General features: G+C 26.6%; 10 protein-coding genes and 1 pseudogene. 5 read left to right on the top strand and 6 right to left on the bottom strand.

Features of this window, described 5'->3' with window-relative positions; all coding sequences use genetic code 11:
- Positions 1–555: 555 nt before the first annotated feature.
- The 5 genes from thsA to acs all read left to right on the top strand — a co-directional run bounded on the left by thsA (position 556) and on the right by acs (position 10158).
- Positions 556–2178 carry a thermosome subunit alpha gene (gene thsA / locus MBFIL_RS03585; protein ID WP_066971580.1) on the top strand — a complete coding sequence of 541 codons (1623 nt, stop codon included), beginning with the start codon at positions 556–558 and terminating at the stop codon, positions 2176–2178.
- Positions 2179–2592: 414 nt separating this feature from the next.
- Positions 2593–4728 carry a pseudomurein-binding repeat-containing protein gene (locus MBFIL_RS03580; protein WP_066971578.1) on the top strand — a complete coding sequence of 712 codons (2136 nt, stop codon included), beginning with the start codon at positions 2593–2595 and terminating at the stop codon, positions 4726–4728.
- 395 nt (positions 4729–5123) lie between these two features.
- Positions 5124–6578: a putative glycoside hydrolase gene (locus MBFIL_RS03575; RefSeq protein WP_066971576.1), complete on the top strand. Its 1455-nt coding sequence runs from the start codon at positions 5124–5126 to the stop codon at positions 6576–6578.
- Positions 6579–6950: 372 nt separating this feature from the next.
- Positions 6951–8063 (top strand): transglutaminase-like domain-containing protein, encoded by a 1113-nt coding sequence (locus tag MBFIL_RS03570; RefSeq protein ID WP_084266284.1) that lies wholly within the window; start codon positions 6951–6953, stop codon positions 8061–8063.
- A 172-nt stretch (positions 8064–8235) separates the two neighbouring features.
- Positions 8236–10158: an acetate--CoA ligase gene (gene acs, locus MBFIL_RS03565; RefSeq protein WP_066971571.1), complete on the top strand. Its 1923-nt coding sequence runs from the start codon at positions 8236–8238 to the stop codon at positions 10156–10158.
- 157 nt (positions 10159–10315) lie between these two features.
- On the opposite strand, the gene tsaA is transcribed toward acs, so the two are convergent.
- The 6 genes and pseudogenes from tsaA to MBFIL_RS03535 all read right to left on the bottom strand — a co-directional run bounded on the left by tsaA (position 10316) and on the right by MBFIL_RS03535 (position 16930).
- Positions 10316–10807, bottom strand: a complete 492-nt coding sequence (tsaA, locus tag MBFIL_RS03560) for a tRNA (N6-threonylcarbamoyladenosine(37)-N6)-methyltransferase TrmO (RefSeq protein ID WP_066971569.1) — start codon at positions 10805–10807, stop codon at positions 10316–10318.
- A 102-nt stretch (positions 10808–10909) separates the two neighbouring features.
- Positions 10910–11992 (bottom strand): iron ABC transporter substrate-binding protein, encoded by a 1083-nt coding sequence (locus MBFIL_RS03555; protein ID WP_066971567.1) that lies wholly within the window; start codon positions 11990–11992, stop codon positions 10910–10912.
- Between the two features lie 95 nt (positions 11993–12087).
- Positions 12088–12927 (bottom strand): class I SAM-dependent methyltransferase, encoded by an 840-nt coding sequence (locus MBFIL_RS03550; protein WP_066971565.1) that lies wholly within the window; start codon positions 12925–12927, stop codon positions 12088–12090.
- Positions 12928–13684: 757 nt separating this feature from the next.
- The gene (locus tag MBFIL_RS03545) at positions 13685–14524 is read right to left on the bottom strand and encodes an Rpn family recombination-promoting nuclease/putative transposase (protein WP_066971564.1); all 840 of its coding nucleotides are present in this window, start codon (positions 14522–14524) and stop codon (positions 13685–13687) included.
- 20 nt (positions 14525–14544) lie between these two features.
- Positions 14545–15417: pseudogene (locus tag MBFIL_RS03540) on the bottom strand (Rpn family recombination-promoting nuclease/putative transposase); the annotation flags it as partial.
- A 673-nt stretch (positions 15418–16090) separates the two neighbouring features.
- On the bottom strand, positions 16091–16930 hold the full coding sequence (locus MBFIL_RS03535; protein WP_066971557.1) for an Ig-like domain-containing protein: 840 nt from the start codon (positions 16928–16930) through the stop codon (positions 16091–16093).
- Positions 16931–17494: the final 564 nt, after the last annotated feature.

Below are 17494 nucleotides of genomic sequence, written 5' to 3'. Positions count from 1 at the left end.
TACCAAGACACCTGAAAAAAATATACAAGACAGAACAAGGAATAACAACCTATTTAGATCTTCAAAGAATAAAATGGGAGCAAGAAAGAGGAAAAATTATCTCAACCATGAAGTTTTTGACATAGCCCATTTTATTAAAAGCTATATCAATAAATAGTTTTTTTATCAAATATTTGTAACAATTTTTTGTATAACTGCTATAATTTTTGTATAAAAAATCATTAACTTATTATCATTAAATTATATTATTATATTGTGATTTATTTCTATTATTTTTTAAAAAATAAATTTTAAAAAGTATTTTTTCCATTAATGTTAGTTTTTCATTAAAGTAATTTAAATACTATAATTATCATATAATTAATATAATTGGATAGTTTAATTAATCAAATAATATTTTAAGTAATTAGTGTAATATTTTAACTAATTATATTAATCAAATATAATGTTTTGAATAATTAGTGTAATATTTTAACTAATTTGTTAATCAAATAATATTTTAAGTAATTAATGTAATATTTTAACTAATTTAATCAATTAATCTAAGGTGATACAATCGTACAAAATCAAAATCAACCAATTTATATACTTCCTGAAGGGACTGAAAGGTTTTTAGGTAAGGATGCTTTACGAATGAATATTATGGCAGGTAAGATTCTGGCTGAAACTATCAGAACAACATTAGGTCCTCGTGGAATGGATAAGATGTTAGTAGATGGTACAGGGGATGTTATTCTTACTAATGATGGAGTAACAATTCTTAGAGAGATGGATATTGTTCATCCTGCTGCTAGAATGCTTGTTGAAATAGCTAAGAATCAGGAAGATGCTGTTGGAGATGGAACAACAACTGCAGTTATAATAGCTGGAGAATTATTAAAAAAGGCTGAAGAATTACTTGAACTGGGAGTTCATTCATCTACTATTATTTTAGGTTATAGACAAGCAGTAGCTAAGTCAATTGAAATATTAAACGAAATATCAATTGATGCTAAGGATGCTGAAACTCTTTTCAATGTAGCATTAACTGCAATGACTGGTAAAGGGTCTGAAATAGCTAAAGAACCTCTTGCTAAATTAATTGTTGATGCTTCATTAAAAGTTGAAGAAAATAGTAAAGTGGATAAGGACAATATAAATATTCAAAGAATATCTGGGGCTTCTGTAGAAGATTCTGAAATAGTTGATGGTATTTTAATAGATAAAGGTAGATCTGATCCAGGAATGCCTAAAAAGGTAGAAAATGCAAAAATAGCTTTATTAAAATATCCTTTAGAAATTAAAGATACAGAAACAAGTGCAAAGATTAATTTGACTGATCCATCTCAAATGCAAGCATTTCTTGATAATGAAGAAGAAATGATTAGAGATATGGTTGATAAAGTCATAGATTCTGGAGCTAATGTTTTATTCTGTCAAAAAGGTATTGATGATCTTGCAATGCATTACTTAAGAAAAGCAGGAATTTTCGCAGTTAAAAGAGTTAAAAAATCAGATATTAAACGTTTAGAAAAATCAACAGGAGCAAGACTTGTAACAAATATTGATGATCTCACACAAGATAACTTAGGTAGTGCTGGACTCGTCTATGAGAAGAAGATATTTGATCAAACAGTTATTCTTGTTGAACAATTAAAAGATGCGAAAGCAATTTCAATAATACTTAGAGGTAGTACTCGATATGTTACTGGGGAAATTGAAAGAGCATTAGATGATGCATTAGGTGTTGTAGCTGCAACTATTGAAGATAGTAAAGTTGTTATTGGTGGAGGAGCTCCAGAAATTGAAATAGCTAAACAACTTAAAGAATATGGTGAAACTATAAATGGCAGAGAACAATTAGCTATTTTATCTTTTGCTGAAGCTTTAGAAGTTGTTCCAAGAACCTTAGCTGAAAATGCAGGATTAGATAGCATAGATATTCTTGTTGATTTAAGAGCAGCACATGAAAAATCCAACTTCATAGGATTAGATGTTTTAAAAGGTAAAATAGCTGATATGAAAGAAGAAGGAGTAGTTGAACCTCAAAGAGTTAAAACACATGCTATAAACTCTGCTGCAGAAGCTACTGAAATGATTTTACGTATAGATGATTTAGTTGCTGCAAGAGGCGCCCTTGAATCTGAAGGTGCTGGTGATGATGGTATGGATCATAGTGGAATGCCTCCAATGATGTAATTCCTTTGATTTTTATCTCTTTATTATTTATTTCTTTATTAAATTAACTATTTTTTTCTTTTTTAATTAATTATTTACTTTATTTTAATTTGTTTACTACTTGTTTTACTTATTTTTAATATCATAAATTTCTTTTTTGTTTAATTATTTACTAATTTATATATTGTCATATATTTTATAAAATTATAAGGTTATTTGTTCATATTAATTTTTTAATATTAATTAATATATATTTAGTTTAATTACTATTATTTTATAATATTTAGAAAAATAATGATAAATTATATATAATATATAGAATATATAATATACTATAGATTTTAATTATAATTTTAATCAGCATAAAATTAATACTGTTTTGATATTTTATGTTCTTATAATTAAAAAGAATCTATTGATTAATTTAGTGATAAAATGTTATCAAAAGCAATAAAATATCTTTTACTAATATTTACAGTCTGTATTTTAAGCTGTAGTATTAGTTTCGCGGCTGATACAAACCATGACAATAATAGTAGTTTATCTGAGTCTTTAATATATGCTAATTCAACTGTGCTAAAAACTGCAGTTTTGGGTGTTTCAACACTTTCTGCTGAATTTTCTGCTGAAAGTAATAAACCATCAAAAATATCTCAAGATGATGTTTTTAAGGTTTCTACATCTGCTAAAAAATATGTAGATTCTAATGGCAAGTTGCCGAAATATGTGACAATCTCAGGTTATAATTATTCTATGCCTGAGTATTTGTATTTAATATCAAGAACAATATCACTGAAATCTTCAAACTCTCAAAACCAAGTAACAGTCAAATATGATACCAAAAATCCAACTTCACCATCAGGCGTTTCAATAAATAAGGATTTAAGCAAGTCTACTTATAATTCCTTATCTAAAAAGGTATATGATTATATAGATAGTAAAAACACTGCTCCTAATTATGTATCGTCTCCCTATGGTAATATTCAATATCAATCTATATTGTATGGGTTTATAAAGATTGGAAATTGGTACAACCAAAATGGGAAGAAATTACCTGTATATTTAACATTAAATGTTAAAAAAACAAGTGATTTAAACAAAAATTTACCAACATACACAAAAACTAGCTCAAGTGATTCTTCTTCAAGTTCATCAAGTTCTAATCCCTCATCAGGATCTTCTGTTAATGAAGTTAAATTGTCTTTAACTAATATATTTAAAGCATCAAGTACTGTTAAAACTTTCACAGATAAAAATAGTAAGTTACCTAATTATGTAACTATTTCTGGTGAAAAATATTCAATGCCAGATTTTTTTCATGTTTTATCTAAAGCTATTACAGTTAAATCATCTAACTCTACTAATCAAGTTTCTATAAAAATTAATGCTAAAAATCCTACAAAACCTAGTGGTAAGTCAATAAGCTATAATTTAAGTAAATCTGAGTATCTCAGATTAGCTAAAAATATTTATACCTATATTGAATCTAAAAATACTGCGCCTAACTATGCAACTTCCTCAATGGGTGAAATTCAATATCAAACTATCCTTTGGGGTCTTGCAAAGGTTGGAGATTGGTATAGTAAAAATGGAAAATTTCCAACATCAGTAGGATTAGATAAAAAGTATACTAAGTCAATTAATAATTATTTACCTTTGTATACAAGTAATTCATCTAGTACAAACTCTTCAAATTCAGTTAATAATTCGTCTGGTAGCAATTCTACTAATTCTGGGTCTGATTCTATTATTGGGAAAGTTAAATTTACTAATAAAAATGCAATGTGGGTTCATTCTGGAGACATGAATAACGTTGTTTTAAAAACATTAGTATCTGCAGGAATTGGTAATGTATTTTTACATGAGGATGTTTTTAAGGAATTTGGTGAAACTAAGGTTTTAGCATGGATTAAAAATGCTAACAATTTAGGTGTTAAAACTCATATATGGATAACTGTATTTTATAATACAAGCTCTAAGAAATGGATTAATCCTATTAATGTGAATAACAATAGCTATGATTACAGCTTATTTAACACTATTATTTCAAAAGCAGTTAAATATTCAAAAATGAGTAGTGTAGCTGGTGTTCATTTAGATTATCTTAGATATCCTGGTACTGCGTATAAAAATAACTATTCAAATGGTGTAACAGGAACTGGAGCAATTAATGAGTTCACAAAACTCCTTTATACTTCAGTTAAAAAGGTAAATCCTAATATATTATTATCTGCTGCAGTAATGCCAGAGGCATCAAAAAATACTTATTATTATGGTCAGGATACTAATGAATTAGGAAAGTATCTTGATGTTGTTGTGCCAATGATATATAAAGGGAATTATAATAAAGATTCATCATGGATAACAAGTACTGTTAAATGGTTTGTTGCAAATTCAAATGATGCTGAAGTTTGGGCAGGTCTACAAACTTATAAATCTGATTCAAATGTGGAAAAATTATCTACTTCTGAATTAATTCAAGATTGTAAAGCTGCATTAAATGGAGGTTCATTAGGTCTTGTTTTATTTAGATGGGGAATAACAAATATTTTTAATCTTATTAATTTATAATCAATTCCCTTAATAATAATTCAATACTCTATATCTATTTTTCTTTTTTATTTTATATGTTGTTTTACCTGTTTTCATTTATTTTAGTTTATTTAAACTTATTTTAGTTATTTTAGTTATTTTAGAAACATTTATTAATATTAGTTTATATAAATATTTATAATATAATGGATTTAGTATATAATTATCTATACATCTTATTTTTATTGTCTATTTATTCATGAAATGAGTTTATATATTTCTGAAATAGATTTATAATTATATAAAAAATATTTAATTATTAATTAATTTTATATAATAATTAAATTTATTCTATTAACTTAAGAATGTGGGATATAATTAATATAACTAATCTAAATAATATTTAATAGTTTATATGGTATTGGAGTAAAATAATGAAATTCAAATTAACAAAAAGAAAAACTATTAGCTTTTTATTATTATTTTCTTTGGTGTTTTTTATCAGTTGTGGTTTTAGTTTTGCTGGGACTGTCGATGATAAAGTTTCAAATAATAATTTACAATCTAAAGATGATAATTTAAAAGCTGCTGGAAGTCCAAAAACAGTGAAAAACACATATGTGTCTCAAAAATCAGTTATTTATGCATCATATAGGGTCAAAAGATACATTGATACTAAAAAGAAACTTCCTTCATCAGTGAAAATTTCTGGTAAAACTTATAATTCTGCTGAATTCCTGTATTTGGCTTCTAAAACAATCAATGCTCAAAATAAAAAGAAATTATCATCTAAAATAGCTATTAAAAGAGGTACTATTAAAAAACCAAGTACCTCTTCAGGAAATTTAGTTAAAGGCAGATTAACTAAAAAAACTTATGTTACTATGGCTAAAAAAGTAGCTGTATATGGCAATAAATATAAAAAAATGCCAAAATCTATTAAATTTAAATCTAAAAAACTAAGTTTTAATAATACAGTATATACTATATCATGTGTTTTACACTTCACTAAACTTAAGAAAAGATTGCCTAATTATGTTAAAATTGCTTCTTTTAAACCTGTAGTAACATATAAAGTTCATCCTAAAAACAAATATTCTATATGGGTACGTGGTGGAGACATGTATTCTATTGATTTTAACAAATTAAAAGCTAATGGTATTGGTCATATATTTTTAAATGACTTTGCATTTACTAGTCATGGTAAAACAAAAACAAGTGCATGGATTAAAGAAGCTACTAAACGTGGATTAAAAGTACATATTTGGGTTCAATCTTTTAATGAGGATGATAAATGGATTAATCCAGTTAACAAAAAAACAAAAAGTTATAATACTATTTACTTCTCAAAATTTTATAAGAAAATAAAATCTTATGTTAAGGTTAAATATGTTGCAGGTATTCATTTAGATTATCTTCGATATCCTGGTACTGCATACAAATATAATTATTCAAATGGAGTATCTGGTGTAAATGCGATAAATAAATTTACTAAAGGTGTTTTCAAAGTTGTTAAATCTGAAAATCCTAAATTAATCTTATCTGCTGCAGTAATGCCTGAAACAAATTCAAATATTAAATACTATGGTCAAGATACTAAAACATTGTGCAAATATTTAGATGTTATCGTACCAATGATATACTCAGGTAATTATGGTGAAGGGCGTAAATGGATTACCAGTACTTCTAAATGGTTTGCTCAAAATTCTGGTTCTGCTGAAGTTTGGGGAGGGATACAAACATATAAAGGTGACAATGACTTGTCTAAACGCTCAATTTTAACTTTATCTAAAGACTCTAAAGCTGTTTTAAGTGGTGGAAGTGAAGGTGTTGCTTTCTTCAGATGGGGATTAATGAATTTCTTTGATTTATCTACATTAAAAGGTTAATTACTTATCATATTGATTTATTTTTTAAAATTTTTATTTTTTATTTTTTTTTATTTTTGAGAATGAGTTTTCAGTTAAAATTTATTGTATAAAATTATTATACAGTTAAAATTGTTAGTTTAGATGTATTGTATAAAATTATTATACAGTTAAAATTGTTAGTTTAGATGTATTGTATAAAATTATTATACGGTTAAAATTGTTAGTTTAGATGTATTGTATAAAATTATTATACAATTAATTTATAAAAAACTTTATAATCTATTGGCACTAACTATATATTAGATATATTAGGTACATATAAATTAATTATATTAACATGGATAGCTATATTGTGTTAGTTGGAAAATATTTTTCGTTTGTTGTGATTAAATGAGTTTTTTATTTAATAAAAAAGAAATTAGGAGTTATACTTCGTTTATATTAATGTTATTAATTCTTGTTGCTTGTTTTGCTTTAATTGATTTTGCTGATGCAGCTAACACAAATGATGCATCATTATCGGATGATAATAAAACACATAAGCCTGTGCAAGTATCTCAGAAGGCTATTAAACGTGCTGCTAAGACAGTTTACTTAACTGCAAATTATGATAAGAAATTACCAAATTCTGTTGAAATTGAGGGATATAACTATTCATTGCCTCAATTTTTGTATTTAGCTTCAGGTTCTATTTATAAAAGATATCATAATAATACTTCAAACATCACTGTTAATTATAATATTAAAAGACCAAGTGATCCTAAAGATCATGATGTTAAAAAAAATGTTAGTAGCTATAAATGGTATAAAATTTCAAAATATATAATAAACTACTCTAAAAAACATCATAGTAGTCCTAAATATGTTTATGTAAATGGTAAAAAGATGCAATACCAAAGTGTAGTTTTTTATTTATCTAAGTATTTATCTAGATCTAAAGGTGAAACAGGTTTACCTAAATATATGTTGGTTTCAATTAAGAAAACAAGTCCAATTAATAATAATGGGTATACTATTTCATTATTTAGTCCTTATAAATCTGGAACCTCTAAGTCTTATTTGATATCTTCACCTAATGCTCAATCAAAGAATCCTAATATAAAAAAACTTGCTAAAAAAATAACTAAAGGTTCAAAATCTAAATTACAAAAAGCAAAAGCTATTTATGAGTGGGTTATTAATAATGTTGAGTATGAAGGTTATTATAATACTAGATATGGTGCATTAAAATCTATTCGTCTAAAAAAAGGTAATTGTGTTGATCAATCCCATGTTATTATTGCTTTATCAAGAGCAAGTGGTATTTCTGCAAGATATGTTCATGGAACTTGTAAATTTATTGTAAGTGGTCGTACTATAGGGCATGTTTGGGTACAAGTTCTTGTTAATCGTAAATGGGTGGTTGTTGATGCTTCCAATACTCGTAATAGGTTTGGTGGTGTTGTTAGCTGGAATATTGGCTCTTATAAGAAACATGGGGTTTATTCTTCCCTTAATTTTTGAGTAAACATTATTAAACTTAAAATTAATTCTTTTTATAGGTATATTTTTAATTTATTGTTATTCTAACAGTTCTTTTGATATTTTCTATTTATCATGACTAATCATCATAAAATTTATATGGTATTAAAATTATAATTATCAATTGTTATATAAATAGGGAGTTTGATATTTTATGGTTAATATTAATTCAAATAATCAAAGATTATTCCATCCGAATGATGAAGTTAAACAAAGATCAGATATAAAAGATTGGGATTTAGAAATAGAAAAAGGGAAAGATATTGAAAAATATTGGGCTCAGGAAGCAGAACAATTTGATTGGTTTAAAAAGTGGGATAGTATTCTTGATGAGTCTAACAAACCTTATTACAAATGGTTTGATGGCGGTCAAATCAATCTAGCATATAATGCTGTGGATCGATGGATAGAAACAGGTAAAAGAAATAAAATAGCTATTTTATATATTAATGAAAGGGGAAAGGAGGTTAAACTCACATATTATGAGCTATATCGTGAAGTTAATAAAGTTGCAAATGCATTATTGAATTTGGGGATTAAAAAGGGAGACAGTGTTTCAATGTATCTTCCAATGTGTCCAGAATTGATAATTTCAATGATTGCATGTACTAAAATAGGAGCAGTTCATAGTACAATCTTTTCAGGACTTAGTTCTGTGGCTGTAGTTGAAAGAGTCAATGATATAAAATCTAAGATAATTATAACTGCAGATGGGACATATAGGAGAGGTAAAATTATAAATCTTAAATCTGTTATTGACGAAGCAATGTTACAATGTCCTACAGTTCAAACTGTTGTTCTTGTAAATCATACTGGTCGTTATAATGATGTAGCAGATTTAAGGGGTAATGAAATTTTCTATGATCGTCTTATTGAAGGTGAAACTGATAGTTGTGATTGTGAAGTAATGGAATCAGAAGATCCCTTATTTATATTATATACTTCTGGAAGTACAGGAAAACCTAAAGGTGTAATTCATACAACTGCAGGATACATGGTTGGAATAGCTACAACTTTTAAAAATGTATTTGATATTCATGATGATGACTTGTGGTGGTCAACAGGAGATGCTGGATGGATAACTGGTCATAGTTACACAGTTTATGCTCCATTGCTTCTTGGCACAACAACTTTAATCTATGAAGGTGCTCCAGACTTTCCGGATCCTGGTATTTGGTGGAAAATCATTGAAAAATATGGTGTAACTAAGTTTTACACTGCTCCAACAGCTATTCGACATTTAATGAGGTTTGGTAAAAAATACTCTAAATTATATAATTTGGATTCATTAAAGATTCTTGGAAGTGTAGGGGAAGCAATAAACTTTGAAGCATGGAAATGGATGTATGAGGAGATTGGAAAGGGAAAAACTCCTATTATGGACACATGGTGGCAAACTGAAACTGGAATGCACATGATATCACCTATTCCTATTGCTGACTTGAAACCTGGATCTGCTACAAAACCATTACCTGGTGTTCAAATAGCTATTGTTGATGAAGAAGGGAAAGAATTACCTCCAAATAAAAAAGGATATTTAGCTATTACAAAACCATGGCCTGCAATGTTTAGAGGTCTTCACAATGATGATGAGCGTTTTATAAATGTCTATTGGGAAGAATTCCCTGGAGGTATTTATAGAGCAGGAGATATGGCTGAAATAGATGAAGATGGATATATTTGGATACAAGGTCGTTCTGATGATGTATTAAAAATAGCAGGTCATAGAATTGGTGCAACTGAAGTGGAATCTGCATTCAATAGTCATCCTGCAGTAAATGAAACTGCTGTTATTGGAAAAGAAGATCCTGTTAAGGGACAACTTATTAAAGCATTTCTAATACTTAATGAAGGCTATAACTTAGACATGCCATTTAAAGAAGGAAACAGATTCCTACTTCGAGAAGAACTAAAACGTCATGTTAGACATGCACTTGGACCTGTAGCAGTTTTAGGTGAAATGGTTCAAGTAGATAAACTCCCAAAAACAAAAAGTGGTAAAATTATGCGTCGTGTTCTTAAAGCTCAAGAAGAAGGTGAAGACTTAGGAGATATTTCAACTTTAGAATCTGATTAGATCATAAATCATGGGTGCTAATGGAATGTACATAATCCATTACCATAGGGATTACATGATTTTTTAAAGAGGATATAGATTGATTAGTTAAATAATAGCTATTAATATGTACTATTAAATTAATCAATCATTAATCTATAAATTTAGTGTAGGAATCTTAATTTTTAAATCTATCATCTGATTTTTTATGTTTTGCATTTTTATGTTTTTTTTCGAACCAACCAATTTTTAAATTTTCACAGGTTTCTTCATATAATTGGGGAACATAAGGTTTAATATCAAGTAGAGGTGTTTTATTCAACATATCTACATTAGAAATAATTAAAACATTGTCTTTAACTGAATTTAACCGTACTACTGAGATTCCAATGGGATTTGGTCTTTTCGGAGATCTTGTTGCAAAAATGCCATGGGTATTGTCATCTAAAAAAGGTTTAACTAGAAGTGAGTAATCTTTAATTTCATGTAAAAAATATGTTAAAGTTAAGTGTGAAAAGCTTTCAATGTCTTTTAAACCTTCTTTAAATTCTTTATTTAAATAAATTTTTCCTTTGACTCCATTAGCTCCATTTGGTTGTATGGGCATTCCCTCTATTTCATTAAAAGGGGTTTCTATTATTCCAATAGTTTTAAATTCTATATTTGTCATGTTTTACCTTTAACTATTATTACTAAATTATTATTTTTCAATTCATTCTCAAAATTTTTGTAATATTGTGCCCTAGGAGGCATATGGAGATTTTAGTATGTTTTAAAAGTCTTTAAGTCCACTATTTTTAAGAATGTTCTTCACTTCTTCATCATTTAATTCATAATGATAAAATTCAGAATAAAACTCTTTTGTTATTTCTTTAAGATTAACATCATTAAATTTATATGGATACAACACTTTTGCAGTCCATGGAATTCCAATTATACAATTTGCACCAGGTGGTCGGTCAAACCAGTTAAATGGGGATGATGGTGATAGGTAAACTTCCTTGTTTTTAATAGCTTTCACATCTTTCCAGTTAGGATTATTATATGTATTATTATAAAAATTGGCATCTGTAGTTATTATTACATCAGGATTCCACTTTATCACTTGTTCCATTGTAACAGGAACTTCTCCAACTCCTTCTTGGACTGGTATATCTGCTACATTTATTCCTCCACAAATATCAATAAGTTGGCTATGGTATGTTCCAGAAGGATCAGTTTTAAGTCCATCAGGTCCTTCAGCATAATAAACTTTTCGTTTATCTGAATCTGGAATTGATGATGTAACATCTTCTACTTTATCATAGTATTTTTTCTTGAATTCTATTAATTTATTAGCTTTATCTTCCTTTTTAAGTAATTTTCCCATAAATTCAATTGATGAGTCTATTTCTGTCAGATTTGATGTATCTAAAACACCTACAACAGGTATTTTTCCAAATTGTTCTTGTCTTAAGTCAACATCGCTTTTATCAACATCTCCCATTCCTGTTTCAATTATGATGTCTGGATTCACTTTAAGCATTTCTTCATAGTCTCCATCTTGCCTACCATACCATCCTCCAACAACGGTTATATTTTTGTATTTTGAAGGAATGTGGGTTAATTCTTCAGGAGTCCATTCATAATTCAAACCTACAATTAAATCAGGATCTAATATATAAACTAATGTTGTCATTGGAGGAGATGTTGCAATTATTTTTTCAGTAACTTTTGGCACAGTAATAGTTCTACCAACCATATCATTTATAGTCATATCACCCTCTGGAGATACATTCTCTACACTGTAATATGTAAAAATCACTCCTAGAATAAGTAGAATACCTATTAATGGAAGTATGGTTTTTGCTTTCATTTTACCCACTGATTTGTTTAAATAGCTATTTTATTTTTATTAATTTATTAGTTTTTAAAAATAAGTTCTAAAGAGGGGGAAGAGGAGGAGTGGATCTAAAAACTATTTTTTTTCCACCAAATTAGAACTATGTCTGATTTATCAAGAGGGTTTTCTAATTTACCATCTTCTTCATTTAAATGTAAATTTTCTTTAAGAAATGGTTCGATTTTATTAATTTCTTCTTCACTTAAAATATCTTTTTTCCATTTCATACGATTAAGCGCATCATCGATATCATCGTATTTTCGGTTACCTACAAGATCGAAGTGTTCAATGTTGGGATATACTTCCAAATTGATGAGTAAATTAAATAAGTAATCAAAAGGTGCGAAATCTGGATATTCCTTTCCAATTTCTTTAAAGAATTTCTTTTCAATTCTCCAATTTCTTCTTCCAAAAACAGCTAAAAAGACGTATTTATTAGCTATTTCATTTATATTTTTTAAAACATCTTTTATATCGTATATTCCCATAAGAGAACGTGAAGCTAAAACAATGTCAAATTTTCCAACGGTATCAACATTCGCTTCTTCTATCTTCATATTTTGTATTTTTATATTTTTAATATTATCATGCTCAATTCTTTGATTAAGTAAATCGAGCATCATCTCTGAGGAATCTATTCCAAGAACTTCAGAAACCTTTTCAGCTATTAATGTGGTAACCGCACCTTCTCCACATCCTAAATCAATTACACTGTCATGTTTATTCAAAATCAATTTTTCCATAAGTTTGTCATGGTATTCATCTTTAATAGCTATTTTTTCAAAATGTATCTTAGGAGTTTTTTTTGTCCAATGCTTTTTCTTTTTATTTTCTTCTCCAAGTTCATTTACCCAAGCTTTTTCCCAATCATCTGCATTAAGATTATGTATACTTTCTTCTCTATTCATGTCAACACCATATTTTTATTAGTTCAAATTAAATCATCCAATTCTATTTAACATGTATTGTATAATTTAAATAATACTAAGGTTATACTATTTTTAATATCTTTGAAACAAACTTTTAAAAATGAGAAATCAAATTTCTCTAAATTTCTTTAGGAAATAAAAGTTTGATCAAAGCTATTTTGAAATAATCCTTCTAAAGAATAATGATTTTATAATATTAATTAGTATTAATATTTTTACTAATGTCTTTATTAATTCTCCTATTGAAATGTATTATATATTATTTCGTATAATTTATTATCAATTTGATAGTATAAATATATTAATAAATCAATTGATTAGTAAAATTAGGTCATTGTTAATTGTATTATATTTATCTACTTATGATTCATTGATAAATGATTTTTCATAAAAAAATATTATTCTTCGCAGGATTAAAATTTTTAAATTTTTTAAATAATCGTTTTAATAAAATATATCTTAATGTTGATTAGAATAGATTTTTATTAAATATTAACATCTATTATCGCAGTATAATTAATTATAATCGTGTAGATATAAACTTAACTTATTTATAATTAAATTTGAATTTATAAACTTAAAGTTGTTACACAGGATAAAGCTTAAAAGAAAAATTAACATGAAATACTGTTAAAAGCTCAAAGTGTGCCAAATTCTTAAAAAATAAGAAAATAAGAATATGATTTCTTATATAATTAATAATAATGTATTATAATTAATGTATTATAATGAAGTGTTATAAATCTTCAATCTCATTTATTGGAATTCCTGTAGCTTTACTTATAGTTTCAGGTGTGAAACCTTGCTTTTTTAAATTAATAGCTATTGTTAGTTTTTCTTCACTTCTGCCTTTTTCTATTCCTTTTTCAATACCTCTTTTTTCACCTATTTCGATTCCTTTTTCTTCTCTGCGTAGTAATGCGTTGTTGTATTCTGTTATTGCGAATTCTCTTTTTTGGTAATGTATTAATGATTCTTTATCTTTTAGAAGATCTTTCATTTTTTCGTCTGCACTTTTGATTCCACTATCCATATTTATCACCTTTTTAATTGTTTCATCTGATTCTTTTTCATTTAAAAATGACAGCCATCTGTGTAATGGATTATTTTCAATATCTTTATTTTTTAATTTCCTGAATTTTTTCATGTCTATGAAATGAAGTTCTAGATCATCTGTTAGTTTGCATTTTTTGTTGTTGTCTTCCCATATGTGGTATGTTGAGTGGAATTCTGGTACTGTGAGTAGACTGAAGTTTAATATGCCAATAGCTATTACTTTAGGTAATTCTTGATAATTGTCTCCAGAGTTTAAGTTAACAACGAATTCTCGACTCCAGTAGTACAATAATCTTTTTATCATGTTGTATTCATTAGCTAATTGTACTTCGATTTCTATTTTAGTTCCATCTGCTGTTTTTGCTCTAACATCTAAAATACAACTTTTATCTCCTAAAACGTCTGGTGTAATCTTTGTATTTTCAATAATCGCAATAGGAGTCAAAACATTGCATTCAGTTTTAGCTAAGACTGCATTAAGGAAAGATAAGAGTTGTTCTTCATCTCCTTGCTTAACAATGTACTATAAGAATAAATATTTTATTGTAAATCTTCAATCTCATTTATTGGAATTCCTGTAGCTTTACTTATAGTTTCAGGTGTGAAACCTTGCTTTTTTAAATTAATAGCTATTGTTAGTTTTTCTTCACTTCTGCCTTTTTCTATTCCTTCTTCTATTCCTTTTTTAATACCTCTTTTTTCACCTATTTCGATTCCTTTTTCTTCTCTGCGTAGTAATGCGTTGTTGTATTCTGTTATTGCGAATTCTCTTTTTTGGTAATGTATTAATGATTCTTTATCTTTTAGAAGATCTTTCATTTTTTCGTCTGCACTTTTGATTCCACTATCCATATTTATCACCTTTTTAATTGTTTCATCTGATTCTTTTTCATTTAAAAATGACAGCCATCTGTGTAATGGATTATTTTCAATATCTTTATTTTTTAATTTCCTGAATTTTTTCATGTCTATGAAATGAAGTTCTAGATCATCTGTTAGTTTGCATTTTTTGTTGTTGTCTTCCCATATGTGGTATGTTGAGTGGAATTCTGGTACTGTGAGTAGACTGAAGTTTAATATGCCAATAGCTATTACTTTAGGTAATTCCTGATAATTGTCTCCAGAGTTTAAGTTAACAACGAATTCTCGACTCCAGTAGTACAATAATCTTTTTATCATGTTGTATTCATTAGCTAATTGTACTTCGATTTCTATTTTAGTTCCATCTGCTGTTTTTGCTCTAACATCTAAAATACAACTTTTATCTCCTAAAACGTCTGGTGTAATCTTTGTATTTTCAATAATCGCAATAGAAGTCAAAACATCACATTCCGTTTTAGCTAAGACTGCATTAAGGAAAGATAGGAGTTGTTCTTCATCTCCTTGCTTACCCATGTACTCCAAGAATAAATAGTCGTTTAAAGGATTAAAACGTTCACCATTTTCTTTTTCATATAATTATTCTCCTTAAAAAGTTATAATGGTGGAGAAATAATTAGTTAACTAGTACAATGAATATCTAGTAAAAATATATAATTTATAACATTTAAATTTAACTAAAGTTATTACTAGTATGATCTAAAGTGTAAAACTAATTTAATATCGCCACTATAACTAATAGTAACATGGATAATATTAATAAATATTACTTAAGAATGGCCTGATAATATTTATCAGTGTGAAATAGTTATATTGGATAAAATAAAAATTATAGCATTGAAAAACTACAAGATGAAAGTAAAATTAATATGGGAAAAATAAGAACAATGTGAAATTGGGATTTCCAATTTGAAAAAATTAAAATTATTCTAAAAAAAAATGATTATTTTAATTAAATAGCTATTAAGTTTAATTAAAATAGATTTTTATTAAATATTAAAATTTATTCTCACGATATAAATGATTATAACCATATAAATGCAAATTTGACTTATTTAACTAAATTTAGAAATTTACATTTTTGAGTTGTTGTATATGCTAAAAATAATATAATAATAAAATAAAAGTCTTTAAAATTAAAAATAAGTATTTAATAATCTATAAAAGAAAAATAGTTTATTAATGTCTTAAACTATTTATTTAAAGATTATTTAACAGTTGCTGTTATTTTGTTGTTAGATTTGACTTCTAATCCTGAAGTTCCAATGATAGTTGGTCTAAGATTTTTATATGTTCCTTTTTTAGCTTTTAATGTAAAAATGATTTTTGCTGAGTTTTTAGTACTTACTTTTAAATTATTCACTTTTAAAGTAACTATTCTAGGATTTTTGTTGTATGTAACTGTTATTCCTTTACTAACAGTTGGTTTTTTGTAAGTTAATCCTTTAGGAATTTTATAAGTTATTTTAAATGTTTTTTTAGCAGGTCCAAGGTTAGCTAAAATAGTTGTTATGGTTAATTTACCATTTTTCACAGTATGACTATTTTTAACTTTTAAAGAACTATTTGAATTAACTTTTAAAGGAGTATTATTTTGAACAGGTTTTGAATCCTCTTTGATATTATTTATACCATCATTAGGACTAGCTAACTGGTCATTTTTAGCATTTGGGTTATAAACATTGAAATTAATAATTTCAGTAGAATATGCATTATATTCAGTATCTCCTGCAAAACTAACACGAAGTGTATGCTCACCTATATTTCCTGCAATATAATTAAATGTAACTGTTCCATTTATATCTGAGTATTCATGTCCACTACAATGTTCACCGTTAATTGAGAAATCTATTTTTTTTCCTTCTATTGCTTTACCTTCACTATTTATTATGGCAGTAACATTAAGATCGGTTCCTAATGTGACATTTTTATCAAAACTAACATTAATTTGAGTATTTGCCGCAGCACTCACACTAGAAACTGAAACTAATGTTATAACAATAGCTAGTACTATTAAGAAGCTATGTAATTTAATATTTCTTTTCATTTATCATCAACTCTATAGTGATTTAAAATATAATCAATAAAATTTAGTGTAAATCAGTGTAAATCTATTTTTGAGGGTATAAATCTAAAATATCATAAAATAAATAGGATAATTATTTTCATCTTTACTTCGATTTGTACCTATATACATATTATCATAGTATTTATAATATATATTTTTCTAAAATTGTTAAAATTGTTATGATATGTGGAATATATGGTCCTTCTCTTTTAGAATATTTGGTATTTAATAATTAATCAATAAAATAATGTTGATATATTGAAAATTCATTTTTTAGAAACAATTAGTTCATTATATGTTTATGTTATTTGTAATGCATATCATAATCAGTTTAGACATATTGATGGACATGAAATTAATTACATATTATAATCTAAAACTGAATTTTATTCGATTAAATTTATCGATTTAAAACTTGATTTATCTGTTAAGATTAGATTTTATTGAATTTAATTATAATTAAATCAATATTAATGATTTTAATGTAAAAATAATAATTAAATGGTTTTAAAATTGAAAAATAATTATTTATTAACTATTTAG

Source organism: Methanobrevibacter filiformis, assembly GCF_001639265.1.
GTDB lineage: Archaea > Methanobacteriota > Methanobacteria > Methanobacteriales > Methanobacteriaceae > Methanacia > Methanacia filiformis.
The sequence above is the reverse complement of the archived record's forward strand: the minus strand, read 5'-3'. Positions and strand labels throughout refer to the sequence as shown.

Coding starts and splice junctions, on each gene's coding strand:
- MBFIL_RS03575 (WP_066971576.1), top strand. CDS start 5,124: ATGAAATTCAAATTAACAAAAAGAAAAACTATTAGCTTTTTATTATTA.
- MBFIL_RS03535 (WP_066971557.1), bottom strand. CDS start 16,930: ATGAAAAGAAATATTAAATTACATAGCTTCTTAATAGTACTAGCTATT.
- acs (WP_066971571.1), top strand. CDS start 8,236: ATGGTTAATATTAATTCAAATAATCAAAGATTATTCCATCCGAATGAT.
- MBFIL_RS03550 (WP_066971565.1), bottom strand. CDS start 12,927: ATGAATAGAGAAGAAAGTATACATAATCTTAATGCAGATGATTGGGAA.
- MBFIL_RS03580 (WP_066971578.1), top strand. CDS start 2,593: ATGTTATCAAAAGCAATAAAATATCTTTTACTAATATTTACAGTCTGT.
- MBFIL_RS03570 (WP_084266284.1), top strand. CDS start 6,951: ATGAGTTTTTTATTTAATAAAAAAGAAATTAGGAGTTATACTTCGTTT.
- MBFIL_RS03555 (WP_066971567.1), bottom strand. CDS start 11,992: ATGAAAGCAAAAACCATACTTCCATTAATAGGTATTCTACTTATTCTA.
- tsaA (WP_066971569.1), bottom strand. CDS start 10,807: ATGACAAATATAGAATTTAAAACTATTGGAATAATAGAAACCCCTTTT.